Genomic DNA, 26,651 nt, shown 5'->3' on the forward strand with positions numbered 1-26,651 from the left:
GCGGCTGCGGCCGATGCGGCAGCACAACGAGTGTCGATCTCTCTCACCGCCCCGAGTAAACCCGAGCTTCATCTGGCCCTCGGCCATCGGTCGGGTTGACGGTGCGGAGATCGGGCCCTACCGTACGGAACAAAGGTTAGGTATGACCTTGATGGGTGAATGGAGGTCGGTCGTGTCAGCCGACGTCAGCGCGGCCCTCGATGCTCCCGAACTGTCGGGGCGCCGGCGTGGACGACTCACCGCCGGTGGCCTGGCGACGCGGGCCCGCGTCCGCGCCGAAGGGGGCATATCCGACGGCCTGGCGAGCTCCGCCGCCCCGCGCGCCGCCAGGCGCTGACGCTGTGGACGACCAGGGTCCTGGCGGTCTGAGCCTGTCGGCGTCAGCCATGGCCGGCCGCACCCTGCGGGTCGTGGCGACCGACGGTGACGAGCCCCCCCGGACCGACGGTGTCACGGTCTTCGTGAACCCCGCCGCGGGTACACGCCGCCGGTTGGAGATGCTCGCAGTGCAGGCCTCGCTGCTGGCCAGCGGAAGTCTGGAGCCCGGCCTCCTGCGCGAGCTGGCGCGGCGTCGGGCTCTCGTGGGGCGTTACCTCCTCATCGAGGGCCATCGCGCGCTTGCGGCGAACGAGGATCTCCTTCCGCCCAGTCTGCGGTCGCTCATCGACCGGGACGTCGCCGCGCTCGCCGATTCGGCCGCCGCGTCCCTGGCCGCCGCACGCAGTGGGTTGACGACCGGCGACCCGCCCGAGAGCTTCGGCACGATCGACGCTCGGCGCCTGCTCGCGTCACACGCCCGCGCCGCGTCCGTCGCGTCCGTCCATGGCATCGCCGCGCGGCGACAGGCAGGTCATCGCGATCTCGCCGAGCTGCCGGGTGAGGACGACGACCCCGCCATGGTCCTGGATCTCCTCGCGAGTCCGGTCGGCGGCGGCGGAGCTGTCGGTCGTCTGCTCTCGCGGATGTTCGCGGCGGCGCGGTCATCCGGCGGCGATGGCCCGGTGGGCGCGGACACGGCGACGCATCGGTCGCGAGCCGGCATCCGTGGCGGGCGCATGGTGACGATCGGGAGCGCGAGCCCGGATCCGGTGGGCGGCAGCACTGAGGCCCGCGGCCAGGGGTGGAGGTATCCCGAGTGGGACGTCCACGCGGGTCGCTACCGTCCGGACTGGTGCACGGTGCGTGAGGTCGCGTCGCCGCCCGGCCGGGGAACACCGGTCGCCATGCCTGCCGGCCACGCGCTGCGCCGACCGCTCGCGCGCCTCGGCGTCGGGCTGGACCGCAGGCACCGTCAGCGGCACGGCGACGACCTCGACCTCGACGCGCTGGTCGAGGCACGGGTCGCGACGCTCGCCGGTCTGGCGTGCGACGAGGCCGTCTACGTCGACCGGCTGCGCCGTCGCCGCGATCTCTCGGTGCTCGTCCTGCTCGACTGCTCGGGCTCGGCCGCCGAGCCGGCCGTCCACGGCGGGACGGTGCACGAACAGCGGCGCACCGCGGCCGCGGCTCTCGTGACCGCGCTGCACGACCTGGGGGACTGTGTGGCGCTCTACGCGTTCCGTTCCCAGGGCAGATTGGCCGTCCACCTTGAGCCGGTCAAACGGTTCGACGACAGGCTCGACACCGTGGCGCTGCGCCGCCTCGGTGGCCTGGTGCCCGGCGGCTACACGCGGCTCGGCGCGGCGATCCGCCACGGCGTGTCGGTGCTGTCCGATCAGGGCGACACGTCGCGGCGGCTGCTTGTCGTGCTGTCCGACGGTCTCGCCTATGACCATGGCTACGAGCGTTCGTACGGCGAGGCCGACGCCAGGCGGGCACTCGCGCAGGCCCGGCGGCGCGGCGTCGGCGCGGCCTGCCTGAGCGTCGGCGCGAGCACGGACGCCGCCGCCCTGCGGCAGGTCTTCGGGGCGGCGCACGGGGCGATCGGGCGGCCGGACCAGCTGAGCCACGTCGTCGGGCCGCTGTTCCGCACGGCGCTGCGTGCCGCCGAGGCACGGCGCCACGCCCCGTAGCGCCCTCCCACAGGCACGTCCATCGACGGCAGTGGACGAGAGGAGAAACGGCATGGGACGCACGGAGCGGCCCTACTATGTGCCCGTCGGCAACGAGGAACAGGTCTTCAGGGCCGCGTTCCGCCAGCGCCTTCCGGTCCTGCTCAAGGGACCGACGGGGTGCGGGAAGACCAGCTTCGTCCAGGCGATGGCGCATGAGCTCGGCCGGCCGCTGATCACCGTGGCCTGCCACGACGACCTGACGACGGCCGACCTGGTAGGGCGGTTCCTGCTGCGCGGCGGCGAGACCGAATGGGTCGACGGTCCGCTGACGCGCTCCGTGCGCGACGGCGCCATCTGCTACCTCGACGAGGTCGTGGAGGCCCGTCAGGACACGACCGTGGTTCTCCATCCGTTGGCGGACCACCGCCGGCAGCTGCCGATCGACCGGCTGGGCGTGACGTTGGACGCCGCGCCCGGGTTCTGTCTGGTGGTCTCCTACAACCCCGGGTATCAGAGCGTGCTCAAGGATCTGAAGGACTCGACCCGACAGCGCATGGTCGCCGTCGAGCTCGGCTTCCCGCCGCCCGACGTCGAGGAGAAGGTCGTCGCGCACGAGGCTGGGGTCGACCCGGCTGTGGCGGCTCGGCTGGTGGGGCTGGGGCAGGCGGTCCGCCGGCTGGAGACACCGGGGCTGCGTGAGGTGGCCTCGACCCGGGTGCTCATCGCCGCCGGGCGGCTGGCCGCGGAGGGGCTCCCGCTGCGAGCGGCGGCCCGCGCCGCCGTCGCCGGCCCGCTCACCGACGACCCGGCGGTGGGTGCCGGTCTGGCTCAGATGATCGACGTCTACCTCGGCGAGGACGACGCCTCGCGCGGAGCCTAGAACCACCGCTCCCTGATCTGGACCACGCCAGGTCCGAGATCGGAACAAATCTTGGCTTCGCGCACCGCAGTGGCGAGGCCGGTCGCTGGAGGAAGGGGCGAGATGTCGTACGAGAGCTCGGCGCAGCCGATCAAGCTCGGGTACCTGTTCGATTTCCGGTTACCGGAGCAGTTCCCGGAACAGATGCGCAAGGACCTGACGCGGCCCTTCGAGCTGGTGTTCGCCGACGGTCTGGAGCACGGGGTCATCGACCGGTCGGTCGAGATCGTCTTCCGGGAGGTCGAGGGCCTGCCCAAGGGAACCATCAAGGCGGTGATCGACGCGTACGGCGAGCTCGTCGACGAAGGCTGCCTCGCCGTGTTCGGCCCCGCCATCAGCGACAACTGCGTCCCGACCCGGACGGCGATCGAGCGGCGTTTCCACGTGCCCGCGATCAGCTGCACCGGGTCGGACGACTGGCTGGGGGAGTGGACCTTCTCCCTGCCCCAGGGTTCGCTGACCGAAGAGCCGATCTTCCTGTCGCGTCTGCTGGCCAAGGGTGGGCACACCGAGGTCGGAGTGCTGGTCGAGCAGTCGCTGGTCGGCCGGACCTATCTCGAGAACTTCCAGCGGGCCTGCGCCGACCAGGGCATCCGCGTCGTGGCCGTGGAGACGATCGCGCAGACGGCTCAGGACATCGGCGCGGCGGTGCGCCGGCTGTACGAGTCGAAGGCGGCGGCGCTCGTGCACTTCGGTTTCGGTTTCGGGATCGCCCAGGTCAACCCGGCCCTCGCGGCGGTCGGCTGGGACCCGCCGCGCTTCATGGGGACAGCCTTCCAGAACGCGTGGATCAACCCGGTGATGTGGAACGCGATCGTGGGTTGGACCGGCGTCGACCAGTACGACGAGGGCAACCTCGTCGGCCAGCGGTTCCTGGACCGGTTGGAGGCCGCCGACGGGCGGCGCCCGCAGTACTGCGTGCCGGTGATGAACCGGGACTTCGCCACGGTGCTGCTGCGCGCCTTCGCGGACGCTCATCCGTTGACCCCGCTCGGTGTGCGCGACGCCCTGGAGCGGGTCAGGATGCTGCCCGCCGCGGCCGGGGCACCCGGGACGCACATCACGTTCGGGAACTGGAGCCACCGGGGCTGGATGGGGGCGGGCTACCTGGTGGCGCGGCGGCTGGACCCGGACGGCGTCACCTCCCACCTCGTCGACCGCTTCGGGCAGGACTGATCTGATGGCGAAGACCGTCATCTCGCCCGCCATCCCACCCACCTCACCCCCTCCACCCACTCCACCCGGCCCGGCCCGCACGCGGCCGAACGCGCGGGCGCGGCTGCCGAGATGGTGGGTGCTGCTGGGCGTGCTCGTGGCGAACGTCGCGATCATCGCCGTTCTGTACAACATGCGGCGCGGCGCGGTCGAGGACCGGATCGCCAACCCCGACGTGGAGGGCGCCCCGCGCCCGGTGAGATTCCTGTTCGGGAAATCGGACTGGATCGTCATGCACGAGGCCGGGTGGGTCCTCACCGTGGTCGCCGTCGTGGTCGCGTTCGTGCTCTTCTGGCGGAAGTACCCGAAACACCCCGTCCTGCTGATGCTGCTCGCGTCCACGGGGATCGTCTGGCTGGACCCGGTCATGAACTGGGCGCCGTACGCGGTCTACAACCCCCAGGTCACGCACTGGCCGGAGAACTGGCCGCTGGTCTCGCTCTCGCCCACGGTCGAGCCGTTCATCGTGCTGTCCTACCTGACGTTCTACGCCGGGCCGTACTTTCCGGCGATCTGGATCGTGCGGCGCCTGCAGGCCCGCCGTGGCCCGGACGCGTTCGTCTCCCGGCACCCGCTCGTCACCATGGGCCTGCTGATCTTCGTGATCGGTTTCGCCTACGACGCGATCCTGGAGATCTTCTGCATCCGCACCGGGCTCTACATCTACTCGCAGGTGATCCCGTTCGGCTCGCTGTGGGCGGGCAAGCCCTATCAGTTCCCGCTGCTGTGGGAGTCCGGGCTCGTCACGCTGGTGATGATTCCCGCGGGCCTGCTGGTGTACCGGGACGACACCGGGCGCACCCAGGCCGAGAAGCTGGCCCACCGGTTGCGGCTGCTTGGCCATCGGCCGGCGCTGGGCACCTTCGCGGTGATGTTCGTGGTCCTCAACATCGCCTATTTCGCCTACGGTGCCGGGTTCGCCGTCATCCGGGCCACGAAGTCCGCGACGTCGGTCGCCTGCCCCTGGCCCTATCCCGAGGCCAGGGTCTACGACCCCAACGGCTTCTACGAGAAGGCCGGGCAGCCCGGCCCCTACTTCGAAGGCATCTGGTCCGGCTGGCCCAGTGCCCAGTCGGGACGTCCGAACGTGACCCCACCGGCCGACGGTGGACGCTGCGCCGGAGACCACGATGGCTGAGCACGCCGAGCAGGCCGAGCACGCGACGGGAGGCGCTCGCAGCGTGGTCATCACGGGGGCGTCCCGCGGCCTGGGGCTTGCCTCCGCCGCCCACCTGCACCGGCAGGGCTGGCACGTCCTCGCCGCGATGCGCTCGCCCGACGTCGGCCTGGCGCGGCTGCGGGAGGCCACCGGCGCGGCACCGGACGACCCGCGTCTGAGCGCCGTCCGCCTCGACCTCGACGACCCGGCCTCGATCATCGGCTGCGCCCGGGCGGTCGAGAAGGCGCTCGGGTCGCCTGACGCCATCGTGCACAACGCCGCCTACATGTCCGTCGGCTGCGTCGAGGAGATGCCGGCCAGCATCTGGCAGCAGCTCTTCTCCACCAACCTGCTCGGCCCCGTCCGCCTCACCCAGGAGCTCCTGCCCGTCATGCGGGCCGCCGGCCGCGGCCGGATAGTCGTGATCTCCAGCGCCGCGGGCGTGCGCGGGATGCCCACGATCAGCGCCTACTCCGCGTCCAAGGGCGCGCTCGAACGATGGGCGGAGGCACTCGCCGAGGAGGTCGCCCCCTCGGCCTCGGCGTCACCGTCCTCGTCGCGGGCGCGTTCGACACATCCCTGGACTCGACCTTCACCTACGCCGACCTGGCGGGGCCGTACGGCGAGCATCACGCCCGGCTCGAACGTGCCGGCCAGCGCCTCCTGAAGTCGGTGAAGCCTCCCGAGGAGTTCCCGCCGGGGCTCGTCAGGGCGCTGCGCGACCGGGCCCCGTTTGCCCGCCACCCGGTCGGCAGGGACGCCCGGCTGATGCTGACCGGCCGCCGCCTCATGCCCGACCGGGTCTTCCGCCTCGTGGCGAGCAAGGCGATGGGCCTGCCGCGACCAGGCAGCCTGCGCGAGCACCCGCGACGGCTCGCCCCCCTCACCCCACGGCCCGACGAGAGCGAACACCGTGGCTGACAGCCCGACAGTCCAGCTCGAGACCAGAATGCTCATCGACGGCCGGCTCGTCGACGGCGAAGCCGGCACCTTCACCTCCATCAATCCCGCCGCCGAAGAGCCCCTCGGCCAGGTCGCGCCGCGATCGCCGGCAGCTGCGCGCGGGGTTCGTCGGCCTGAACGGCGCCGCTCCGTACGGCGCCGACGTCCCGTTCGGGGGCTACAAGGCCAGTGGCGTCGGCCGGCAGAACGGCCGCGCCGGCTTCGACCAGTACCTGGAGATCAAGTCCGTCGCCCACCCGGCCTGGAGGGGATCACGGAATGCAGCTCTACGACGACCTCGAGGACTTCGGCAGCTTCGACGACACCGTCGCCGGTGACGTCCGGGACCCCTATCCCGAGCTCGCGCGGATGCGCCGCGACGAGCCGGTCCAGCGGCTCGACCTCTCCGACATGCCGCACGACGAGAACAAGCCCATCTTCTTCGTCTACCGGTACGACGACGTGGCCCGCGTGCTGCGGGACAACGAGACGTTCTCCTCGTCCATCATCCTCGACTTCTTCGGGGACGCCCTGGGCAAGGACGTCATGCTCGGGATGGACGAGCCGGCGCACCGCCGCCACCGCGCTCTGGTCGCCGGCGCGTTCACGCAGAGGGCGGTGGCCCGCCGGGAGCACGACCTCGTCGGGCGGATCGCGGGCGAGCTCGTCGACCAGTTCGCCGCCGACGGCCGGGCCGACCTCGTCCGGCAGTTCACCTTCCCCTTCCCGCCCAAGGTCACAGCGAGCCTGCTCGGCCTGCCCCCCGAGGACTACCCGCGGTTCCAGCGCTGGTCGATCGCGCTGCTGAGCATCCTGACCAACCGGGAACGAGGCCTCGCCGCCGCCGGCGCCCTCAAGCGGTACTTCGCCCAGATCCTCGCCGCGCGGCGCGCCGCGCCCCGCGACGACCTCATCAGCGACCTCGCCGCCGCCGAGCTCGACGGCCAACGGCTCACCGACGACGAGATCTTCTCGTTCCTGCGCCTGCTGCTGCCCGCCGGAGTCGAGACCACATACCGGTCGACCGGCAGCATGCTGTTCGGGCTCCTGTCGCATCCGGACCAGCTCGACGCCGTGCGCGCCGACCGATCACTGATCCCGCAGGCGATCGAGGAGGCGGTCCGCTGGGAGCCGCCGCTGCTGTCGATCACCAGGGTCGCGGCCCGCGACACCGAGCTGTCCGGCGTTCCCATCCCGGCCGGCTCCGCGGTCATGCCGATGCTCGGCGCGGCCAACCGGGAGGCCGAGCGCAACCCCGAACCCGACCGCTTCGACATCCGCAGGCAGGGAAGGCAGCACATCTCGTTCGGCCACGGCGTCCACATCTGTCTGGGCATGCACCTCGCCAGGCTCGAGATGCGTGTCGCTCTCGAAACGCTGCTCGACCGGCTCCCAGGGCTGCGCCTCGACCCCGACGGCGACGACCCGCACATCCACGGGCAGGTCTTCCGCTCGCCCACCAGTCTGCCTGTCCTGTTCGACGTGGCCGCGTAGCCGCCGCACCGGCGGCGCGCCCCGAAGCGACTGGAGAAACCGATGCGGCTCTTACGGATCCCGACCCATCGGTCCGCGCGCCCACGAGGGCGGCGACCGGCCAGACCACCCCTGGCCACCGCGGCCGCGCTGACCGCGGCTCTGCTTGCTGCCGCTGGCTGTGGCGGAGGCAGCAGCGACGAGCGCCCGGACGGCGCGCCCATGAACGGCAGCGCATCCCAGGCACTCGGCCCCCGGGCGGCCGCGACCGGCGTCCCCATCCGGATCGGCGTGGTCACAGAGGGCAAGGGCGCCTTCAGTGACCTTTCCATCCAGGGCCGGGTGGCCGAAGCGACCGTCAGGTTCCTCAACGAGCATCGCTCCGGCTTCTCCGGACGACCGATCGAGCTGGTGCAGTGCACCAGCCAGACGGACCCCGCGAAAGGCACGGACTGTGGCAACCGGATGATCGAAGAGGGCGTGACCGCGGTCCTCATAGGCACGACCGGCGTCGTCGAGAGCATCTGGCAGCCGGTCGCCGAGGCGAAGATCCCGGTCATGCTCTACGGCTCGAGCGACGTGGCCCTCCTCCACGACAGCGAGTCGACCTTCATCCTGAGCAGCCCGAACTTCCCACTCGTCGAGCTGCCGCTGCAGATCGCCAGGCAGGAACACGCCACCAGGATCACGTCGATCGTCATCGACGTCCCGGCGGCTGTTTCCGCCCTGACCGACGTCGCGGTGCCGACCCTGCGAAAGGCCGGAGTCGAGAACACACTCGTCGCCGTGCCGCCCGGAACCGCCGACATGACACCGCAGGCGCAGAGCGTCGCGTCCCGTAACCCCGGCGTCGTTTTCATCGCGGGTAACGACTCGTTCTGCATCAGCGCGCTCAACGGCCTGAAAGCCGTCGGCTACACCGGGAAGATCACCGCCGTCTCGGAATGCATCACCGACGCCACCCTGAAGGCCGTGCCCGGCGCCGCCCTGAAAGGCGTCGCGATCAGCAGCTACTCACCGATCGGCACGGACAACCCGTCGACCCGCCTCTACGACGCCGTGGTGGACGCCTACGGCAAGGACATCGACCCCAGCGTCGCGGACGGCCTGGTCATGTTCACCGTGCTCGCCGGCTTCCAGGCGGCCGTCGGGCACATCGCGGGCGACATCACACCCCAGTCCGTGCTCGCCGCCATCAGGAACATGCCCGAGCAGGAACTCCCCGGCGCCGGCGGGCTGAAGTTCCGCTGCAACGGCAAGGCCGTCCCGGACACGCCAGCCGTCTGCACCCGCGGCGGCCTCGTAACCACCCTCGACGGGGAAGGCAGGCCAACCACCTACGAGGTCGTCGGCAACACACCCGTAGCCGACTGAGCTGGAGGGACCGGCAGCTCACCCGGGAAACCTCGCCCGGGGAACCCCGGCTCCGGCAGACCTAGACGGAACCGGTGCGGTCCCATTGGCGGGCCCTGACCTTGCCCGCGGCCGGTCGTTCGAAGGCGGCCGGCCTGGCGGCGCCGCGCAGGACCGTGTCGCGGGCAAGCTCGAGCGCGCCGCGCGGGCCGACGGCGCTGACGATGTCGTCCGGTGTGAACAGCAGCTCGAACAGCGACCGGGCCCGCACGTCGGCCGACGAGCCGGCGAGCCGTAGGTCGCCGTCCCTTCCCCCGTCGGTCAGCAGTTTCTTGACCTGCCGCAGCTGGGACGGGAACGACCAGGTCAGGTCCGGGCTGCTCGGCGGTGACTGGCGCAGCGCGCCGAACTGGATCCGGAACTCCTCGCTGTACCGCTCCATGACCTTCGCGTTGAGCCACAGCAGCGCGTCGAGCCGTTCCACTGCTCCCGCGGGCGCGGCGAGCACGGCCCGCCAGCCGGCGTTGAGCGCTTCGACGTAGGAGATCATGATCGACGCGAGCAACTGCTCCTTGGAGTCGGCGACGCGGTAGACGCCGGCGACGCTGACGCCGGCGGCGGCCGCGATGTCGCGAATGGTCGTCGCCTCGTATCCGCGCCGGCCGAACTCCGCCCGCGCGGCCGCCCGGATCAGCGCGGGCCGGCCGGCCTCGGCCAACTCGTCCGCGTCGGGCCAGCTCGCGATCTGCTCCTGCGCCGCGGCGAACGCGGCCGACCGGTCCAACGCCGCGCCGTCGACCGGCCCGGCGGCGACGCCCTCAAGCAGGATCCGGCAGCGCAGGGCGGGCAGCCGGTCCGCGCCCGGCAGCCGGTGCGACACACCGATACCTACATGGATCATGCTCTCGCACATCCGGTCGGCGAGCAGCGCCAGGTCGACGCCCGGTCGTAGCCAGCCGCTGTCGCGTCCGGCCTCCAGCAGCTCCAACAGCACGGCGCGCACGACGGACGGCGTCCGCGCCGAGACCTGGACCAGCTCGTCGCTGGCTCCCACCGGCGGGTCGTAGTACGAGAGCAGTACGGCCGCCCGGTGCTGCACCGCACAACCGGCGATCGCCTCACCGAACGCCACGACCAGCTCGGCCGGTGGTCGTCCGCCCGGCCGGCGCAGTTCCTCGACGGCGGCCTGCGCGACCCCGTCCAGCGCCAGGTGGTAGCGCCGGATCAGCTCGGCGACGATGGCGTCCTTGGAGTCGAAATGGTGGTACAGGCTGCCGGCGAGGATACCGGCCGCGTCGGCGATGTCCTTCAGCGTCGCGCGGATCCCCGCCGTGGCGAACAGCCGCGCGGCAGCATCGAGGATCTCACCCCGGCGCGCACCATCCCTCGACACGGCCTCCCCCTTCGACACCTCCTGCGACCGACGACGCTACCGAAAATCGCGCGGGCCGCGTTCCGGTCCAGCGCCCGCCGGTGAACCCGCCCCTGGATGGGCAACGCCCTTGTCCGGGGGCGTCACGGTGACCTCGACGAGCCCTCAGGATGCCTCGATGCGTCCGCGGGGAACCAGGCGTACGGGGCGCGATCGCTTTACAGTCCACCCGGAAGCCAGTATTTTCCGTTGTGAACAAATATTAGGTTTAAGTCGTCGGTAGCCGTCAACCGGCCCCGGCCCGGCATCGAGGATCAGTTCCGCTGCGCGGCGGGCGCGGGCCGGGCCGACGGTCTGCTCATCCGCGCTTCAAGAAGCCGCGGGACCTGGCGGCGAGCCTCCCGCCTGCGCGCCGCCGGTCGATCCGGACCCCGACCCCGACCTCACCGCCCGTGCTCCTCGATCCCGCGTTCGCGCCGGAGGGAATCAGGTGACCAATAAAGGTAGCGCGCAGGCCCCGTCCTTCAGGGCGCGGTCAGCACATCAACTCGGCCGTAAAGGTGACAGTCGCGCGTTGTATTCTGCCGGTTATGGGGAGTCGGGTGGTGAAACGGGCATACAGGTACCGTTTCTACCCGAATCCAGAACACGTGGAGAACCTCGCGAAAACCTTCGGCTGTGTGCGCTATGTGTACAACCGTGCGCTGACCGAACGACACCGGGCCTGGACCCAGGAGCAGCGCCGGGTCGGCCATGCCGAGACCGACCGGATGCTCACGGCCTGGAAACGCGAGCCGGATACGCGGTGGCTCGCCGAGCCGTCGAAGGGTCTGCTGCAGGCGACACTGCGGTATCTGCAGGCCGCGTATGTGAACTTCTGGGCGAAGCGGGCTGGCCCTCCGACGTTCAAGAGGAAAGGGAGGACCACCGATTCGGCGACCTATTTCCGGAACTGTTTCACCTTCCGGGATGGCCGGGTCACGTTGGCGAAGCAGACCAGTCCGTTGGACATCGTGTGGTCCCGTCCGTTGCCTGGTGGTGCGGTGCCGTCGCAGGTCACGGTGTCCCGCAACAGCCGTGGTCAGTACCACGTGTCGATCCTGGTCGAGGAGTCGGTCTCCGCCCTGCCGGCGTCACCGGGGCGGGTGGGGATCGACGCCGGGGTCACGTCGCTGGTCACGTTGTCGACCGGGGAGAAGGTGGCCAACCCGGGGCACGAGGGGCGGGATCGGGAACGCCTCGCCCGGGCGCAGCGGACGCTGTCCCGCAAGGCGAAGGGCTCGGCGAACCGGGCGAAGGCCCGGGCTCGGGTTGCCCGGGTCCATGGTCGGATCGCGGACCGGCGCTGGGATCATCTGCACAAGCTGTCCACGAGGATCATCCGCGAGAACCAAACGGTGGTCGTCGAGGATCTGGCGGTCCGGAACATGGTCCGGAATCGTTCGCTGGCCCGGGCGGTCTCGGACGCGTCGTGGTCGGAGTTGCGGCGGATGCTGGAGTACAAGGCCGGCTGGTATGGCCGGGAGGTCATCGCCGTCGACCGCTGGTATCCCAGCTCGAAGACCTGCTCGTCCTGCGGGGCGCGGGTCGAAAGCCTGCCGTTGAACGTTCGGGAGTGGGCCTGTCGCTGCGGTTTGGTGCACGACCGGGATGTAAACGCGGCGCGGAACATTCTGGCCGTGGGGCTCACGGTGTCAGCCTGTGGAGACGGAGTCAGACCACCCTGTTCCTAGAATGGGGAGGCGTCTGTCGATGAAGCAGGAAAACCTGCCCGTGAGGGTGGGAATCACCAGCCTTCAGGCCGGCGAGAATGTCAACAGCATCGCTCCGGTCCAGTGGGACCCGTACGACTCGAGCCTCGCCGCCGACCCTTACCCGACGTACCGGCGCCTGCGGGATGAGGCGCCGCTGTATTACAACGAGGAGCATGACTTCTATGCGCTGAGCCGATACGCCGACTGTGAGCGCGGGCTGCCCGACTGGGAGACCTACCGGTCCGGGCGTGGCATGGTCCTGGAGATCATCAAGGCGGGCATCGAGATTCCGCCGGGCACGCTGATCATGGAGGATCCACCGGTTCACACCATTCACCGCCGCCTGCTGGTCAGGGTGTTCACCCCGCGGCGGATCAGCGCGTTGGAGCCCAGGGTGCGGGAGTTCTGCGCCAACGCCCTCGACCCCTACCGAAGCCGCGACCGGTTCGACCTGATGGAGGCTCTGGGCGGCGAGCTGCCCATGAGGGTGATCGGGATGCTGCTCGGGATCCCGGAGGCCGAGCAGGCGTCCGTCCGCGACCATGTCGACAGCTCGATGCGGATCCAGGACGGCAGCGGCATCAACGTGGCCGATACCGCGATCCTCTCCGGGGAGATCTACGGCGACTACATCGACTGGCGGCGGGACAACCCGTCCAACGACCTCATGACGGACCTGCTGTACACCGAGTTCGACGACGAGAACGGCGTGCGCCGCACACTGACCAGAGACGAGGTGCTCGGCTACGTCAACATCCTCTCCGGGGCCGGCAACGAGACCACCGGCCGGCTGGTCGGCTGGATCGGCTCCACCCTGGCGGCGCACCCCGATCAGCGGCAGGAACTCGTCGATGACCCCTCCCTGATCCCGAACGCGGTCGAGGAGGTGCTGCGGTACGAACCGCCGAGCATGGCTATCTCCCGGTACGTGACCAGGGACGTCGGATGGCACGGCACCACGGTGCCCGCCGGCTCCGCGCTCGTCTTCCTGGTCGGGAGTGCCAACCGGGACGACCGCCGCTTCCCGCGCGGTGACGTCTTCGACATCCACCGCGAGGTCGGACAGCACCTGACCCTCGGGCTCGGCGCGCACTACTGCCTCGGCGCCGCGCTGGCCCGGCTGCAGGGCCGGATCGCCCTGGAGGAGCTTCTCGCCCGGTTCCCGCGCTGGGACGTCGACTGGGAGAACGCGACCATGGCGCAGACCTCGACCGTCCGCGGCTGGGAGAAGCTCCCGGTCGTGATCCCCTGATCAGCTGCCTCAAACGCCTCCTGAGGCGGAGCTCCCTGCACGGAGGACCTGACCTCCACCTCCGTCGCGCCGGTGCGCTGCTCGTCCAGGAACTCCGATCGGCAAGGAGCTGACCGTGGACATCAACGATCTGATTCTCGTCTCCGTCGACGACCATGCGGTGGAGCCCCCCGACATGTTCGCCGGCCGCCTTCCTGCCCGGTACGCCGACCAGGCACCCAAGGTCATCACCAAGGACGACGGAACCGACGCCTGGGTCTTCGAAGGACAGGAGGCGACGAATGTAGGCCTGAACGCCGTGGCCGGTCGTCCCCCGGACGAATACGGCGCGGAGCCGACCCGTTTCAGCGAGATCCGGCCGGGGTGCTTCGATATCCATGAACGCATCCGCGACATGAACGCGGGCGGCCTCGCGGCGTCGATGAACTTCCCGTCCTATCCACAGTTCTGCGGCCAGTACTTCGCGCGGGCGAGCGACAAGGACCTCGCGCTGGCCGTCCTGCGGGCCTACAACGACTGGCACATCGACGAGTGGTGTGGCACATACCCGGGGCGGATGATCCCGCTGGCGCTGCCGCCGATCTGGGATCCCGCGCTGATGGCGGAGGAGGTCCGGCGTGTCGCCGCGAAGGGCTGTCACGCCGTGACCTTCTCGGAGAACCCGGAGAAGCTCGGGTACCCGTCGCTGCACAGCGACCACTGGGATCCCTTCTGGCAGGCCTGCTCAGAGCAGAACACCGTGGTCTGCCTACATATCGGCTCGTCCTCCCAGGTCGTCATCACCTCCCTCGACGCACCCGTCGACACGATGATCACCCTGCAGCCGATGAGCATCGTGCAGGCCGCCGCCGACCTGATCTGGTCGCCGTTCCTTCGACGTTTCCCCGACCTCACCCTGGCCCTCAGCGAAGGGGGCATCGGATGGATTCCGTACTTCCTCGAACGCGTCGACCGCGTCTACAAAAAGCACCGCGCCTGGACCCATCAGGACTTCGGTGACATGCTTCCCAGCGAGTTGTTCCTCCAGCGCATCGTCACCTGCTTCATCGAGGACGAGTTCGGCGTCGCCAGCCGCGGAAAGCTGAACATCGACATGGTCACGTGGGAGTGCGACTATCCGCACTCGGACTCGTCCTGGCCGCTCGCGCCCGAATCCCTCGGCCGCTACCTCGACGGGGTACCTGACCGAGATGTCGCGAAGATCACCCACGAGAACGCGCTGCGGCTTTTCTCCTTCGATCTTTTCTCGCATCTCCCCAGGGAGCAGGCCACCGTCGGCGCGCTGCGCGCGCGTGCCGCCGACGTCGACCTCGGCTACCGGTCGTCGGAGCGCCTCAGGAAGGCTGGCACGGCCCCGGTCAGCGTGCTCGACCTCGCCCGACAGCTGCCCACCTCCAGGGAGAGCTGAGGATCCATGGGCGCGCTCATCATGCTCGGAACGCTGTTCGCTCTCATCGCGCTCATCTTCTTTCTGGTACTACGTCTCGACCCGGAGATGCGGGGTCGGTCGGAGTCCGAGGGGGAACGGTGAGCGACGAACTGACGCCCGCGCTGGTTCTCGGCCAGATGTTCGCCTATGTCGGCGGACTGTCGTTTCTCGCGATCGGCGTGGTCCTCTCTGTTCGCCGGCGGCGCCTGCATCCACTGCTGCTGTTATGCATCTCGGCGATCTCCTTCTCGTGGATCGAGGCGCCGTACGACTGGGCGATGTACGCGCAGTTCGCGCCCGGCCTGCCGCGGATGCCGTCCTGGTGGCCGTTGAACCTGACGTGGGGCGGGCTGCCGGTGTCGGTGCCCCTGGGATATATCGAATACTTCGTGCTGCCTGCACTTATGGGTGTCGCGCTCGAGCGGCGGCTCCGCGCGAGGTTCGGGTGGCGACGGCCGATCGGTCTGCTGACCGTCGGGCTCGTGGTCGGCTACGCCTGGGCGCTTGCCTTCAACGGTGTCTTCGGTGTCCGCGCGGGGGTTTTCTACTACGGCCGTGTCATCCCGGGCCTCGCGATGTTCGAGGGCACCAGGCACCAGTACCCGCTGTACGACGCCCTCGCGATGGGCGTGCAGATGATGGTCTTCACCTACCTCCTCGGGCGGACCGACGTGGACGGCCGCACGATCATCGACACGTGGGCCGAGCGCAGAGCGAGGACGCGCGCGCGTGCGATCGCGTTGTCCGTCGTCTCCGTGGTCGTCCTCGGCAACCTGCTCTACGGGGCTGTGTTCGCGCCACACCTCGTCACCAAACTGAACGGCGATGTGACCGTGGGACCGACGGGAGAGCTGTTCCCCGGTGTGCCCAACCAACCCCTGCATGGCGGCGCGGGCGGCGGGCGATGACCTCAGACACTCCTCGACGTCCGGGTCGCCGAGCCGGGCCGAGGGCCCGGGTTGTGGGGCCGGGTTGAGGGGCCGGAGAGTCAGGCGGTCGGGTTCCAGCGGGTGATGACGTCAAGGGTGGGCGCCGTCGCGGTGCCGCGTGGCTCGGCGACGAGGCCGGCCGACTCGGCCACCTCGGCCACGTCGTCGATGGTCTTCACCACGCGGCCGGCGGCCTCGGCGAGCAGGAGCGCACGGGCCAGCAGGCCCTTGGTCTGCTTCGCCTGGTAGCTGAGCGGACGGCGGGCCCAGCGCCCGTCGACGAGTTTCTCGGTCAGGGCACGCACCGGCAGCGCGCTGGCGCGGATCGGTCCGTTGAGGGACGGCACGTTCGCGTAGTCCGACGAGCGGAGATCCACGACGAGGTGCTCGCCGACGGCGCCGACGGCGCCGACAGCGCCAGCGGGCTCCGGGGCGCAGGTGAGCAGGTCGGGCAGGGCCGGCGCGAGCCGGGCGCGCCAGAAGGTCGCGAGCACGGTCGGTGCGGCGCGGCCGTCGAGGCCGGGGATCGCCGCCGCCATGCCGACCCGGTGGTCGGGCACCGGCTCGGTCGCGCCGAGGAGGCCGAACGCCCCGTTGGACACGAACAGCGTGTGACTGGCCACAACTCGCGCGGCGGGCGGCAGCGTCGCCGGAGCCAACGCCTGGAAGAGGACGCCCACGAAGCGGTCGAGCGTCGGCATCGTCGGTGCGTCCAGCATCGCGGTGTTGGCGGCCAGGTCGGCATGCGCGCGCGAGGCTGGCAGCCGCAGCGCGACGATCGCCGCCTGCGGGTCGGCCCGGCAGAACACTGCGATCGCCCGCGCTACCTCGGCGCGGGCTCCGGCGAGCGGGCCGTCGCCGAACCCGGCCGCCCGCAGCGACGGCCCGTCGCCACCCTCGGCCTTCGCCTCGCTCGGCGGCAGCAGGATCCGCACCTGTCCGACCTCATCTCACCATCTCGGCATCTCGCGGTTCTGTGCTGCCAGGCTACGGCGGCCGAGGGGACGATCAGTCCGGTGGGAGCGGCGGGAGCGGCGGGCGCTCGGGCGGCTGCCGGGTCGCGGTGATCGCGGTGATCGCGGTGGCTGTTTCGTCGGCCCACCTGTGGTCGAGCCGTCCGATGCCGAAGATCAGTCGGTACCACAGCGAACCGTAGACGAAGTCGACCAGCGGCGTCGTGTGCTCGTCGGGGATCTCGCCGCGGGCGACGGCCCGGTCGAGCAGTGTCCCGAGCGCGGCACGCCTGGTGCGGAGGAAACGGTCTCGGACGTCATCGGCGACCGCCTGGTCGGTGGCTGCCGCCGCGGCGACCGCGCGCAGGAGGAGGGCGGTGGTGCCGTCGAGCGCGTCGATCGTGGACCTCAGGAAGGCGCGCAGGTCGCCCGGCAGGCTGCCGCTGTCGGGGAGCGGGATGCTCACCTGCCCGTGTTCGACCATCGCGGCCAGAATCACCTCGATCTTGGACGGCCACCAGCGGTAGAGCGTCTCCTTGCTGACGCCGGCCCGCCTCGCGATGGCCTCCATGGACAGACCAGCCGGCCCCGCCTCGGCTGCCAGCGCCAGGGTCGCGTCGAGCACCGCGGCGCGGGCTCGCTCGCTGCGTGGTCGTCCGGGCCGGCGGGCGGGCTGCTCGTTCACCTCCGCATCGTAACCGAACGACCCGTTCGGTATTGGTGATAGAGTTTGCGAACGGGTCGTTCGGAAATGGAGGTTCGCGATGTCCGCGAGCAGCAGCAGGGCGCAGGATCGTCACATCGCCGTTCTCGGCGGCAGCGCCGGGATCGGGTTCGCCACGGCCCGGCTCCTGGCCGACCGGGGCGCGGCCGTCACCATCGGCGGCCGCAACCGCGGCCGGCTCGAGGCGGCCGTCAAGGAGTTGGGCGGATCGGCCCGGGGAATTCAGGTGGACGCCGAGGACGTCGACGCGCTGCGGCGCTTCTTCAGCGAGACGGGACCGATCAGCGATCTGGTCGTCACCGTCACCCGGCGAGGCGGGGCCGGTCCCGCGGCCGAGCTCGCCGACACCGACCTGGCCGGAGCATTTCTCGGCAAGTCCGTCGCCCACCTGCGGGCCGTTGCTCTGGCGATGCCGACCCTCGCCGCGGACGGCTCGATCACGCTGGTGACCGCGGGGTCGGCCCAGGCCGCGCTGCCGGGGACCGCGGGGTTGGCCGCGGTCAACGGCGCCCTGGAAGCCGCCGTGCCGCCACTCGCCGTCGAGCTTGCTCCCCGGCGGGTGAACGCGGTGTCTCCGGGCGTCATCGAGACCGGCTGGTGGGACGAACTGCCAGCGGATGCTCGACGCGCCGCGCTGGACGAGTTCGCGGGCCGAGCACCGGTCCGGCGCAACGGCCGGCCCGACGAGGTCGCGGCGGCCATCGTCGCGGTCCTGGAGAACGGATTCATCACCGGCGTTGTCCTGCCCTGCGACGGCGGGCTACGGCTCGTCTGATCCGGACCGGTCAGCCCGGTGAAAGCCCGAGGTCAGGGCGTCTCCCCGCGTTCGAGCATCCCGACGAGCCTTGTGATCCGCTGCTGCCGGCTCGACGGGCTCGGCGCCGTCAGCACACGGTGCAGGACCGAGTAACGGTCGCGGCCGTTCAGGCCCGCGAACGCCGTCGAGGCGGTCGCCGAGGTGGCCAGCGCGGTCGCCAGATCGTCCGGGACCTGGGCGCTCGCCGAACCCGCGTAGGCCCGTTCCCAGCGTCCGTCCGCCTTCGCACGCTCGATCTCGGCCTGCCCTCGGGGACGCATCCGACCCTCCTCGACCAGGCCGGCGACGAGGCCGATGTTCCGCTCGGACCACAGCGAGGCCCGACGGCGGGGCGTGAACCGCTGCTGGAAGGTGGTGGCGTCCCGGCTTCTACGTTGACCATCGATCCAGCCGCTGCACAGTGCCTCCAGCAGCGCGTGGTCGTAGCCCAACGACGTCGGGGACGTGGTGCCCTTCTTCGCCAGCACCAGCCAAACCCCGGCGGAGACCTCCTCGTTCACGTCCAGCCAGGCTCGCCACGCCCGGGCATCGGCCACGACCAACATCTCCAGCTCCACATCCCTCACCGTATTCCGGAGATCACGGGCCCGACGCTGTCCGTACCCGCATCGCCGTCAACAGCAGCCCATCCACCGCGGTGCGGCACCTGCTATGCGTTCGATCGCGTCAACGCCAACGCAACGCCACTGGCTTCGATGTCATGCTCGACGGTGATGGATCGAAGCAGTGGTATGGCACCCGTCTGCGGCCGACGGGGCGGTAGGCGGTGGGAGACAGGCCGCCGATTCCGGCGATACCGTGGTTCTCTGGGCTCTCTCAACGTTTCGTGAGGAAAGGGGAGACCCCGACGGAGCCGAACGGTGGTGAGTTTGGCGTTCAACCTCGTTTCGAGCCCCCGTCTGGCCACGGCTTCACATCGACCGAGAAACGGCCTCCGGCCTGCGCAGACGCAGCCGGAGGTCCGATTCTTGTTCACGGTCCGCGGTGGAATTCTTCGCGTACCCGATCAGATCGGTCAACGGCGCACCCGATAGCGCAGGTGAAGCACCCGGTTGCCCTGAATCATCACGTCAGGATCCTCCAACAGGTGTTGCGCGTGGACCGACCCGAAGTAGCGCTTGCCGGACCCGAACACGACGGGTACGACGTCCATGCGCACCTCGTCGACCAGACCCGCGGCAAGTACCTGGCCACCGACCTCGCCGGCGGCGACCTCGACGATGCGGTCACCCGCAAGCTCCTGCGCCTTGGCCACGGCTGCCTCGACGCCGTCGACGAAGTGAAACGGCGCCTCGGGGTCCCAGCCCTCGGGCTCCGGCCGGTGCGTCACGACGACCACGTGGTCGATCCCGCTCGGAGGCTTCCCGTCCCAGCCGTGCGTAATGTCGAAGACGTGGCGGCCGACGAGTGTCACCCCGATCTGGTCCCAGTACGGCCGGGTGTAGTCGTAGGACGTCCGCGACACCTTCACCTCGCCGCTCTCGTCCAACGGGACGTCACCGCTGGACAACCAGTCGAACAGCGGTCCGGGCTGGTCGTTCTCGTCCGCGACGAAGCCGTCCACCGACACCGAGCTGTACATGACGACCTTGCCCACGGGGCTCTCCTCTGCTTTGGGGTGCCGCCAAATTAGCGTGTCGTGAGCAGTCGCTCCTGTAAGAAATCAATCGGCCGGCAGCGGCCAGCCGTCCAGCGCGTGGCCGGGATGTTCGCGCAGGAACCGCCGCCGGACTTCGACGTACCGGGTCGGCGTGAGCCCGGTGAACGCCCGGAACTCGTGGCCGAAGTGGGCCTGGTCGAAGTAGCCTGCGCCACCGGCGAGGTCGCACCAGTCGATCGGTCCGGCGGGGGTGATCGCGAACACGGTGGCGGCGAAGCGGTAGGTGCGGGCCAGCCGCTTCGGCGTGACGCCGATGAGCTCCTTGAACCGCTGTGCCAGATGAGTGCTGCTGACACCGGCCGCCACGTTCAGGTCGCCGATCGCCACCGCCCCGCTGGTCGTCGCGATAACGCTGCTCGTATGGCGGACCAGCCCCAGACGCGATGAAACGTGTCGGGCCTCGTCTTGCCGCCCCACCCCGTCCCCACGTTGGCCGGCGTCGCGCCAGCCGGGGACGTCCCGTGCCGGAACGGAAGATCCTTCGCATCGACCCGCCAGACAGTATTTGATCTTGTCGCGAAACAATCCCTTCGCGACGAGATCGAGAATGGTCCTACGGCGTCCGATCGCGGGTACGAGATCTGGTATGACCTTCGGGCGAGTCCGTTCACGGGCAGCGGCGCTGCTCCCGCTCGCCGTCATCGCTGCGGTCTGTGTGATCGACGTGGTCGGCGGCCACGGGTTCGTCATCATCTCGCTCATCGTCATAGCTCCCCTGCTGGCCGCGAGCATCGTCGGTCCGCGGTTGACCGGTATCTACGCCATCGCGGCGTTTGCCGGGGCGGGTGCGGTATCGATCTGGGACCAGCTCGTGGGACCGCCATCGGACGAGAGCCGGACCGCGATCGCGGTCCGGCTCGCCGGTATCGCCCTCGGCGGGGGGATAGCTGTGGCCGCGAGTGTGGTCCGCCAGACCCGGGAGCGCCGGCTGAGCGCGCTCATCCAGGTGGCCGAGGCTGCGCGGCAAGCCATCCTGAGCCCGGTCCCGGCGGTCCTCGACGGCCTGCGGTTCACTGCGATGTATCGCAGCGCGGCGGCGGAAGCCGCTGTCGGCGGAGACCTGTACGAGGTGCTGGACAGCCGGTGGGGGGTGCGGCTGCTCGTCGGGGACGTCCGGGGCAAAGGCCTCGACGCGGTCCGGCTCGCCAACCGGGTCCTGGGCTGTTTCCGGGCCCTGGCGGGGCGGCTTGAGGACCCCGCGGAGCTGGTCGCGGCACTCGACAGCGAGGTCGCCAAGCTTGACCGTGGGCACGGCGAGGACTTCGTCACCGCGGTCGTCGCCCAGGTCGACCATGCCGGGCGGATGCTCCTGCTCAACGCCGGCCATCCCGACCCACTGCTGGTCCGCGCGGCAAGGGTGACGGCACTCGGCGTCCCGGACCGGCAGCCACCACTCGGGCTCGGATCCGTACCGGAGGCGGTCCACGTCCTCCTAGCCCGGTCCGACCAGGTGCTTTTCTACACCGACGGTCTGGTCGAGGCACGCAACCACCGCACACGGGAGTTCTTCCCGGTCATCTCAGCCGTGCAGGACGCGTTCACCGACGCGCAGCTGCCCGACGGGACCGCGCGTCTGGTCAACGCACTCATCGAGTGGACGGGCGGTTCCCTCGGCGACGACATAGCGCTCGTCGCCATGGAACGCCTGGATTCGAGGCGCGGGGCGAGCAGCAGGTGATTCGTTTCTCCTGAGCTTTGGGATACCGTTGGCCCCTGAAACGCTGGAACAGATCGACACAAGTCACGTGACACGCGCATAGCTTGGATGTTATCCTGGTGATCGCTCCGGCTCCTCCTCGGTTCTGGCCACGGCATTCCCCGAGGACCCTCTGACAAGGGCCGAGAAGTGTTTGCAACGCCTACATCCCCGGCGGGCCTCCGGCGCCGATGTCATCGTGTTCTATTCGGCAATCAAGACGAGCCCCGTCCGATCTACCTTCATGCCGCTCGAATACGCGCCCGTGGTCTGATCCGTCAATGTCCTTTCAGTCCAGAAAGGTGGACAATTAATGTTCATTTGGCCCCGAATGACCACTGGACCCGAACGTCTCATGTTGGAGAGCATGCTCGACCGCAACCGGCAAGCGCTCATCGACACCGCGCGAGGGCTATCCGAGACCGACGCGCGGCGGCGCCTGGTCGTCTCACTCACCACACCGATCGGGCTGATCAAACACGCCGCCACCGCCGAGCGCATCTGGTTCCAACGCACCCTGCTCGGCCTGGACGAGTCCGCATGCGACGGCTACGCCACCGGTGACGACGGCAGTTTCGTTGTCGCCGACGGCGAAACGCTGGCCGACGTGATCGCTGAATTCGAGCGCGCCAGCGAGCGCTCCCGCGTGATCGCCGCCGACTTCGAGCTCGACGACATCAAGGCGCACCCCCGCGCCGGCGATGTCAGCCTACGGTTTGTCTACCTGCTCCTGATCGAGGATTTCGCCCGTCACGCCGGCCATGGTGACATTCTCCGAGAACAAATCACCGACGCACGATAGGCGTTGGCAGGGTTGCGCAAGATCTGGTTCAACCCAAGCGTCGGTCTCGGGGCAGCATGATCATCAGTCTGTCCAGTGCGATGACCGCGTGGGAGTAACGCGGCCACCAGCCACCATCCGGAGGCGGAGGCGCTCGCGTCGGCCCGTCGTCGGTGCGGGCGGGCACACAGATCAGGCCTGCGATCGTGGGGAGCGGAGCGATCAGGAACAGGCTCTCGCTCGGCGTCAGGGCCAGCTGGCCCGCGGCCGCTGGTACGAACAGCGCCGTCACCAGCGCCAGCAGGATATGGAAGGTCCGATCCGTGACGGCCGAACCCGCACACCGTGCACGCTGTCCGCCGAGGGCGTCCTGTCCGCTCGGGTCTCGATGCCGCCATCTGTCAAGGGCCGGCCTCCTTCCGCCCTGTGGGCCCGCGATGACCGCTCCGCAGACGGCGCGCCTGTCCGACGATCACGCTGCGCGACCGTGCGTACCGAGGTCCGTGATCCTCTCAGGTGGCCAGGGCCGGGTGACTATGTGGCTCTGCGTGGCTTGGTCCCGATCGCGGCGCTGGCGAGGGGCCGTCAGCGCAGGTCGGTTATCGACGACATCGCTGCCGGGCGGAGGATGGTCGGGTTGCGAGCGGTGTGGATGTCGGAGGTCGGTTCGGCGACCTTGATGTCGGCAACATCGTCCTGGGCGGTGCCGGCCGCCCTGGTATCTCGACGTCGGCTACCACATCGCCTCCGCGCTCACCGTCGCCGATCGACGCCGCCACGAGGGCGACCTGGTGCGGCATAACCTGGACGTGCTGGCCGCCGGCCTGCGGACGGCAGGGGTCTTGCCACCATCGCGGGACGAGGTCCGGCTGGGGGTGCGCCGCAATGTGCCGCACCGCTGTTGTCTGTGGAGCATCACCGCCATGGTCGACCCGGCGGTGACCAGTGTGCTGCTGGAGCGGCTCGGCATTGCGGTTGCCGACCACGACTCCCTGGCTTCGGTAGGGAGCTGACCGGGCTCCGGCCGGAAGATTTCCCGCTCGGTCCGGACCGGCGGTAAGGATTGTCAGTCATATCCGCTGCCCATCGCACGACTGATGGCGATCAGGTTCTGAGCCTTGGAATCCAGCTGTTCAGTATTCGTGACAAGGTCGGACGGCCGGGGGTCTCCTGACTACCGTGGGCTGTCGACGTCATCGATGGGTGGGAAATATCGGTTGATCACGATACTGCCTTCTCCGGCGCGTTTCGCCTCGTACATCGCGGAATCGGCTACCCGAAGAAGCGTCTCCCCCCTGATCGGCGGACTGAAGGTGTCTGTAGTGACGAGTCCTATGCTGGCTCTGATGCTAATGACGTCACCGTCAACCTCGCATGGCGCGCTAAGCCTCGATGTCAGGCGGCGAGCGACCTCTTCCGCTGGCTCACCGTCTGCTAGAAGAACCCCGAACTCGTCACCGCCTAGGCGGGCAACAGTGTTGCTGGGGCGCACTGCATTGGAAATTCGGGCTGCAACGGTCTGGAGTAAATGGTCTCCGGCGGCGTGGCCCAATGTGTCATTCACCTTCTTGAAATCGTCGAGATCCACGAACATCAGTGATATTCTGCGACCCTTCGTGGTAATTAGCTGCTCTAGCGCCTCCTCCAGCCGCTGGGTGAAAAGCGTGCGGTTCGCAGCCCCGGTCAGAGGGTCGTGGAGAGCTTGGTGGCGGAGCTGCCGCTGGCTGGCACGAAGATCGGCCACCAGCGCTCTGACCTCGGCAAATGTGTACATCTGGCGGACCATTGCGAGGCCCCCCAACACCAGGAGGCCCATCATGTCGGCGTAGTCAACATTCCCTTTTGCGAGTTCCACGAGGACCCGGATTCCGGCCCCAGACAACGCGATATAGGGAAGTAGGCTGTGGAATCGCTCCAGACCAGGCCGCTCCCGACCAGCCGGTTGAAGAACCGGAGGCGAGTTAATGCGGGCCGCCACGCAGTAGAGCATAAGTGGCACCATAAAACCCACTGTCACCAGGTAGGCCTGCGTGCTGCCGCTCATGACGAGGCGGCTGAAGGTCGCCGAAGAGATCGCCGTGGTACTCAAGCCAGCGCAAATCAACCAGGCGGTCGGCGGGGAACGTGGTTGTCGGAAGAGAACCGAAAGGATCGCAACGGTGACGAGGATCGGAGTTCCGCCGACCATGAAAGTCAGGGCGGGCGAGTCAAGCCATCGTTCGGTGAGCCATAATTGCCTTGTAAGTAATGCGGCAGAGCCAACGAGAATCAGACTGTCAAGTACCAGAACGATACGCCACCGATGTTCTCCTCCCCTCTCTTTGTCGACCCTGTCCGGCGCGAAGAAACGCGGCTCGCTCGGAAGTAGGAGTAAAGCTGCTAGCAGGAAACCGAACGTGAGAACGAAGCTGCTGAGAAAAAGGGTCGACGATGCAGGATGTGGCGGATTGGTGCGCCTCAGACTGGAAACGAAGAAATCCAAAGCCAGCGGGGAGGTGGTGATCGCAGAGCAGCCCAGAAGGATACGCCACCATCGTTCGCGACCGGTTCGACGCATACCCTCGCTAACGGTGAATAGGAAGGTTGCTATTCCAACCAAGACTCCTATGAAGTACACGACCGAAGCGCGGAAATCGACAGGTGCAAGGAACCGGACGGTGGTGACTGTAGCCAACGGGAGTAGTGTAGCAAGAACGCCGCTCCAAAATCCCGGGACCCTACTGACCCATTGGCTGCTGTTCGGCATCTGATACGGCTCCCATCCCGGCGTGCCGGCCGGTGATTATTCAAAACATTTTGTCCTAGTTAAGGGTCTCATTGTCGTGCCACCTCGGCAACACGGTGCCCTATTATCAAGTGATTTTTCAGTAAAATCTAATGCGCCAATATAAGTCGGAAATGTCTCTCTGTGTGGTCTCTGCGGGTCGGGGTGGATCTGGCATGCGAGTGAACCGCTCGGGGGTGCTGCCGAACAGGCGCGGCCGATGGCGGTTCCAGGCCCGCTTGGCGGTGCCGAAATGGGCAGAGGCGCTGTCGCCAGATCTTGGTGGTCAGCCGAGGGGAGCGTGACCTCGATGAGGCACGTCAGTTCGATCACCGCCGCGACATCGAGTGCAAGGCGTCCTGATCGCGCCGTGGACGTGCTTGCAGGTGGCTGAGGGGTCTCCTGAGCCAAGGCAACGCCCGTGCTTCTTGTTGAACTGTGTGACCGGGTCTCCAGGTCAGCCGCCTAGGTATCCGCGACGGACGGCCTCGTCGAGCAGGCTGTCGATGTACTCCCACAGCCGAGGTGATCCGTCTTCGATAATCGCGCGATGGCGCAGGATGTCGGCGCGGGTCACTTTGTGGGGGCGCCAGGTGCTGCCTTGGGTGTGGAAATTTAGTAGGAGCGGCTGCACCCGGTCGAGCGCCCGGGCGAACCTCGCCTCGGGCGTCTGGCGCTGCTCGAACTCGTTCCACAGGGAGCGCAAGGCCGCGGCCTGCTCGTCAGGGAGTTGAGGGAAGAGGCGCTCGGCCGCGGCCCGTTCACGCTCCTCTTGGTCGGCGGCGGCCGCGTAATCGTATATAAACGTGTCCCCTGCGTACACCTCTACGAGGTCATGGATTAGTAGCATACGTAGGACGCGGGCCTCGTCGACCTCGTATGCTGCGTATTCTGCCAGTACGACAGAAAACATCGCTAGATGCCAGGAATGCTCGGCGTCGTTTTCTCGCCGGGAGAGATCCACGAGATTGGAATGACGAAGCACCGACTTGAGTTTGTCGATCTCGATCAGGAACGCGATCTGGCGACTTAGCCGAGCGTCGGTGATACCTGGCGGAGGCGGTACGGGGCCGGCAGTCCCGGCCGGGGGCGCGGCGCCGTCGCCGACCTCGCGTGCGACAGATGGTTCCGGTGCCGAAACTTCTGATGATTTGCAGGCCATAGCACTCCTGTCTCCGTCATCGCAAGAGCGTGCGTCGCGTCTCTGGCTGTGAGTTGGTGGCACCTGCCACCTTCGCTCAGGGCTGTATCGGCGCCGATGGTGCAACCGGCGGTTCCCTCTGTGGACCACATCGGGGCTCTGGGTCTGGCTGCACAGGGTGCTGCTGGACAGACGCGGGGCGACTGAGGAGCTGGCCCCTGGGCCTGGGGTGATCGAAGAGACCGCCTCCCCTGATCCCTGGGCGGATTGGCTTGAGCCTCCTGTGCGGATACCTGAAGTCGCCTGGCCCTCAGGTGTCCGGAC

General features: G+C 68.8%; 24 protein-coding genes and 2 pseudogenes. 18 read left to right on the forward strand and 8 right to left on the reverse strand.

The window, feature by feature from the left end; all coding sequences use genetic code 11:
• Positions 1-172 precede the first annotated feature (172 nt).
• From FREUN1FDRAFT_RS44850 to FREUN1FDRAFT_RS00980, 10 genes and pseudogenes are all read left to right on the forward strand, one after another.
• Positions 173-337 carry a hypothetical protein gene (locus FREUN1FDRAFT_RS44850; protein WP_006538036.1) on the forward strand — a complete coding sequence of 55 codons (165 nt, stop codon included), beginning with the start codon at positions 173-175 and terminating at the stop codon, positions 335-337.
• Between the two features lie 49 nt (positions 338-386).
• Positions 387-2,012: a nitric oxide reductase activation protein NorD gene (locus FREUN1FDRAFT_RS00950; protein WP_369809762.1), complete on the forward strand. Its 1,626-nt coding sequence runs from the start codon at positions 387-389 to the stop codon at positions 2,010-2,012.
• 52 nt (positions 2,013-2,064) lie between these two features.
• Entirely contained in the window at positions 2,065-2,874 is an 810-nt protein-coding gene (locus FREUN1FDRAFT_RS00955) for a CbbQ/NirQ/NorQ/GpvN family protein (RefSeq protein WP_006538038.1), read from the forward strand.
• A 102-nt stretch (positions 2,875-2,976) separates the two neighbouring features.
• The gene (locus tag FREUN1FDRAFT_RS00960) at positions 2,977-4,089 is read left to right on the forward strand and encodes an ABC transporter substrate-binding protein (RefSeq protein ID WP_006538039.1); all 1,113 of its coding nucleotides are present in this window, start codon (positions 2,977-2,979) and stop codon (positions 4,087-4,089) included.
• 4 nt (positions 4,090-4,093) lie between these two features.
• Positions 4,094-5,266 carry a spirocyclase AveC family protein gene (locus FREUN1FDRAFT_RS00965; RefSeq protein ID WP_006538040.1) on the forward strand — a complete coding sequence of 391 codons (1,173 nt, stop codon included), beginning with the start codon at positions 4,094-4,096 and terminating at the stop codon, positions 5,264-5,266.
• Positions 5,259-5,954, forward strand: coding sequence for an SDR family NAD(P)-dependent oxidoreductase (locus FREUN1FDRAFT_RS00970; protein WP_006538041.1), 696 nt, complete (start codon positions 5,259-5,261; stop codon positions 5,952-5,954). Before FREUN1FDRAFT_RS00965 ends, FREUN1FDRAFT_RS00970 begins: the two co-directional genes overlap by 8 nt.
• Before the next feature lie 5 nt (positions 5,955-5,959).
• On the forward strand, positions 5,960-6,208 hold the full coding sequence (locus tag FREUN1FDRAFT_RS45730; RefSeq protein WP_232294981.1) for a hypothetical protein: 249 nt from the start codon (positions 5,960-5,962) through the stop codon (positions 6,206-6,208).
• A gap of 113 nt (positions 6,209-6,321) precedes the next feature.
• Positions 6,322-6,567: pseudogene (locus tag FREUN1FDRAFT_RS47835) on the forward strand (aldehyde dehydrogenase family protein); the annotation flags it as partial.
• On the forward strand, positions 6,509-7,723 hold the full coding sequence (locus FREUN1FDRAFT_RS00975; RefSeq protein ID WP_006538043.1) for a cytochrome P450: 1,215 nt from the start codon (positions 6,509-6,511) through the stop codon (positions 7,721-7,723). The pseudogene FREUN1FDRAFT_RS47835 and the gene FREUN1FDRAFT_RS00975, both read left to right, overlap by 59 nt.
• A 42-nt stretch (positions 7,724-7,765) precedes the next feature.
• Positions 7,766-9,076 (forward strand): ABC transporter substrate-binding protein, encoded by a 1,311-nt coding sequence (locus FREUN1FDRAFT_RS00980; RefSeq protein ID WP_006538044.1) that lies wholly within the window; start codon positions 7,766-7,768, stop codon positions 9,074-9,076.
• A 61-nt stretch (positions 9,077-9,137) separates the two neighbouring features.
• Here the strand turns inward: FREUN1FDRAFT_RS00980 and FREUN1FDRAFT_RS00985 are convergent, their stop codons facing one another.
• The gene (locus tag FREUN1FDRAFT_RS00985; protein WP_006538045.1) at positions 9,138-10,448 is read right to left on the reverse strand and encodes a TetR/AcrR family transcriptional regulator; all 1,311 of its coding nucleotides are present in this window, start codon (positions 10,446-10,448) and stop codon (positions 9,138-9,140) included.
• Positions 10,449-11,017: 569 nt separating this feature from the next.
• Here FREUN1FDRAFT_RS00985 and FREUN1FDRAFT_RS00990 point away from each other — a divergent pair.
• The 4 genes from FREUN1FDRAFT_RS00990 (at position 11,018) to FREUN1FDRAFT_RS01005 (ending at position 15,770) form a co-directional block, all read left to right on the forward strand.
• On the forward strand, positions 11,018-12,160 hold the full coding sequence (locus tag FREUN1FDRAFT_RS00990; RefSeq protein WP_035948456.1) for an RNA-guided endonuclease TnpB family protein: 1,143 nt from the start codon (positions 11,018-11,020) through the stop codon (positions 12,158-12,160).
• A gap of 19 nt (positions 12,161-12,179) precedes the next feature.
• Positions 12,180-13,433 carry a cytochrome P450 gene (locus FREUN1FDRAFT_RS00995; protein WP_006538047.1) on the forward strand — a complete coding sequence of 418 codons (1,254 nt, stop codon included), beginning with the start codon at positions 12,180-12,182 and terminating at the stop codon, positions 13,431-13,433.
• Positions 13,434-13,548: 115 nt separating this feature from the next.
• On the forward strand, positions 13,549-14,841 hold the full coding sequence (locus FREUN1FDRAFT_RS01000) for an amidohydrolase family protein (protein ID WP_006538048.1): 1,293 nt from the start codon (positions 13,549-13,551) through the stop codon (positions 14,839-14,841).
• A 158-nt stretch (positions 14,842-14,999) separates the two neighbouring features.
• Positions 15,000-15,770 (forward strand): spirocyclase AveC family protein, encoded by a 771-nt coding sequence (locus FREUN1FDRAFT_RS01005; RefSeq protein ID WP_369809763.1) that lies wholly within the window; start codon positions 15,000-15,002, stop codon positions 15,768-15,770.
• An 80-nt stretch (positions 15,771-15,850) separates the two neighbouring features.
• Here FREUN1FDRAFT_RS01005 and yaaA read toward each other — a convergent pair whose 3' ends face one another.
• On the reverse strand, positions 15,851-16,726 hold the full coding sequence (gene yaaA, locus FREUN1FDRAFT_RS01010) for a peroxide stress protein YaaA (RefSeq protein ID WP_006538051.1): 876 nt from the start codon (positions 16,724-16,726) through the stop codon (positions 15,851-15,853).
• Between the two features lie 73 nt (positions 16,727-16,799).
• Positions 16,800-17,429, reverse strand: coding sequence for a TetR/AcrR family transcriptional regulator (locus FREUN1FDRAFT_RS01015; protein WP_232294982.1), 630 nt, complete (start codon positions 17,427-17,429; stop codon positions 16,800-16,802).
• A 79-nt stretch (positions 17,430-17,508) separates the two neighbouring features.
• Here FREUN1FDRAFT_RS01015 and FREUN1FDRAFT_RS01020 point away from each other — a divergent pair, with 79 nt between their 5' ends.
• On the forward strand, positions 17,509-18,243 hold the full coding sequence (locus tag FREUN1FDRAFT_RS01020) for an SDR family oxidoreductase (protein ID WP_006538053.1): 735 nt from the start codon (positions 17,509-17,511) through the stop codon (positions 18,241-18,243).
• A gap of 32 nt (positions 18,244-18,275) precedes the next feature.
• Here FREUN1FDRAFT_RS01020 and FREUN1FDRAFT_RS01025 read toward each other — a convergent pair whose 3' ends face one another.
• From FREUN1FDRAFT_RS01025 to FREUN1FDRAFT_RS01035, 3 genes and pseudogenes are all read right to left on the reverse strand, one after another.
• Entirely contained in the window at positions 18,276-18,830 is a 555-nt protein-coding gene (locus FREUN1FDRAFT_RS01025) for a YdeI family protein (RefSeq protein WP_006538054.1), read from the reverse strand.
• Positions 18,831-19,300: 470 nt separating this feature from the next.
• Complete coding sequence (locus FREUN1FDRAFT_RS01030) at positions 19,301-19,882, reverse strand: dihydrofolate reductase family protein (protein WP_006538055.1); 582 nt, start codon at positions 19,880-19,882, stop codon at positions 19,301-19,303.
• Positions 19,883-19,948: 66 nt separating this feature from the next.
• Positions 19,949-20,323: pseudogene (locus FREUN1FDRAFT_RS01035) on the reverse strand (helix-turn-helix domain-containing protein); the annotation flags it as partial.
• 208 nt (positions 20,324-20,531) lie between these two features.
• Here FREUN1FDRAFT_RS01035 and FREUN1FDRAFT_RS01040 point away from each other — a divergent pair.
• The 3 genes from FREUN1FDRAFT_RS01040 (at position 20,532) to FREUN1FDRAFT_RS45740 (ending at position 23,435) form a co-directional block, all read left to right on the forward strand.
• Positions 20,532-21,623, forward strand: a complete 1,092-nt coding sequence (locus FREUN1FDRAFT_RS01040; RefSeq protein WP_006538057.1) for a PP2C family protein-serine/threonine phosphatase — start codon at positions 20,532-20,534, stop codon at positions 21,621-21,623.
• A 331-nt stretch (positions 21,624-21,954) separates the two neighbouring features.
• Positions 21,955-22,443, forward strand: a complete 489-nt coding sequence (locus tag FREUN1FDRAFT_RS01045) for a DinB family protein (RefSeq protein ID WP_006538058.1) — start codon at positions 21,955-21,957, stop codon at positions 22,441-22,443.
• Positions 22,444-23,213: 770 nt separating this feature from the next.
• The gene (locus FREUN1FDRAFT_RS45740) at positions 23,214-23,435 is read left to right on the forward strand and encodes a hypothetical protein (protein WP_006538060.1); all 222 of its coding nucleotides are present in this window, start codon (positions 23,214-23,216) and stop codon (positions 23,433-23,435) included.
• Positions 23,436-23,596: 161 nt separating this feature from the next.
• Here FREUN1FDRAFT_RS45740 and FREUN1FDRAFT_RS40865 read toward each other — a convergent pair whose 3' ends face one another.
• Together FREUN1FDRAFT_RS40865 and FREUN1FDRAFT_RS01065 are read right to left on the reverse strand one after the other, a co-directional pair.
• Entirely contained in the window at positions 23,597-25,168 is a 1,572-nt protein-coding gene (locus tag FREUN1FDRAFT_RS40865; RefSeq protein ID WP_006538061.1) for a GGDEF domain-containing protein, read from the reverse strand.
• A 475-nt stretch (positions 25,169-25,643) separates the two neighbouring features.
• Positions 25,644-26,348, reverse strand: coding sequence for an HD domain-containing protein (locus FREUN1FDRAFT_RS01065; RefSeq protein ID WP_006538062.1), 705 nt, complete (start codon positions 26,346-26,348; stop codon positions 25,644-25,646).
• Positions 26,349-26,651: the final 303 nt, after the last annotated feature.

It is taken from the genome of Parafrankia sp. EUN1f, assembly GCF_000177675.1.
GTDB lineage: Bacteria > Actinomycetota > Actinomycetes > Frankiales > Frankiaceae > Parafrankia.

Excerpts from the sequence above, each read along its gene's own strand:
- FREUN1FDRAFT_RS00950 (WP_369809762.1), top strand. The coding sequence starts at position 387 with ATGGCCGGCCGCACCCTGCGGGTCGTGGCGACCGACGGTGACGAGCCC.
- FREUN1FDRAFT_RS00955 (WP_006538038.1), top strand. The coding sequence starts at position 2,065 with ATGGGACGCACGGAGCGGCCCTACTATGTGCCCGTCGGCAACGAGGAA.
- FREUN1FDRAFT_RS00960 (WP_006538039.1), top strand. The coding sequence starts at position 2,977 with ATGTCGTACGAGAGCTCGGCGCAGCCGATCAAGCTCGGGTACCTGTTC.
- FREUN1FDRAFT_RS00965 (WP_006538040.1), top strand. The coding sequence starts at position 4,094 with ATGGCGAAGACCGTCATCTCGCCCGCCATCCCACCCACCTCACCCCCT.
- FREUN1FDRAFT_RS00970 (WP_006538041.1), top strand. The coding sequence starts at position 5,259 with ATGGCTGAGCACGCCGAGCAGGCCGAGCACGCGACGGGAGGCGCTCGC.
- FREUN1FDRAFT_RS00975 (WP_006538043.1), top strand. The coding sequence starts at position 6,509 with ATGCAGCTCTACGACGACCTCGAGGACTTCGGCAGCTTCGACGACACC.
- FREUN1FDRAFT_RS00980 (WP_006538044.1), top strand. The coding sequence starts at position 7,766 with ATGCGGCTCTTACGGATCCCGACCCATCGGTCCGCGCGCCCACGAGGG.
- FREUN1FDRAFT_RS00990 (WP_035948456.1), top strand. The coding sequence starts at position 11,018 with ATGGGGAGTCGGGTGGTGAAACGGGCATACAGGTACCGTTTCTACCCG.
- FREUN1FDRAFT_RS00995 (WP_006538047.1), top strand. The coding sequence starts at position 12,180 with ATGAAGCAGGAAAACCTGCCCGTGAGGGTGGGAATCACCAGCCTTCAG.
- FREUN1FDRAFT_RS01005 (WP_369809763.1), top strand. The coding sequence starts at position 15,000 with ATGTTCGCCTATGTCGGCGGACTGTCGTTTCTCGCGATCGGCGTGGTC.
- FREUN1FDRAFT_RS01020 (WP_006538053.1), top strand. The coding sequence starts at position 17,509 with ATGTCCGCGAGCAGCAGCAGGGCGCAGGATCGTCACATCGCCGTTCTC.
- FREUN1FDRAFT_RS01025 (WP_006538054.1), bottom strand. The coding sequence starts at position 18,830 with ATGTTGGTCGTGGCCGATGCCCGGGCGTGGCGAGCCTGGCTGGACGTG.
- FREUN1FDRAFT_RS01040 (WP_006538057.1), top strand. The coding sequence starts at position 20,532 with ATGACCTTCGGGCGAGTCCGTTCACGGGCAGCGGCGCTGCTCCCGCTC.
- FREUN1FDRAFT_RS01045 (WP_006538058.1), top strand. The coding sequence starts at position 21,955 with ATGTTCATTTGGCCCCGAATGACCACTGGACCCGAACGTCTCATGTTG.
- FREUN1FDRAFT_RS40865 (WP_006538061.1), bottom strand. The coding sequence starts at position 25,168 with ATGCCGAACAGCAGCCAATGGGTCAGTAGGGTCCCGGGATTTTGGAGC.
- FREUN1FDRAFT_RS01065 (WP_006538062.1), bottom strand. The coding sequence starts at position 26,348 with ATGGCCTGCAAATCATCAGAAGTTTCGGCACCGGAACCATCTGTCGCA.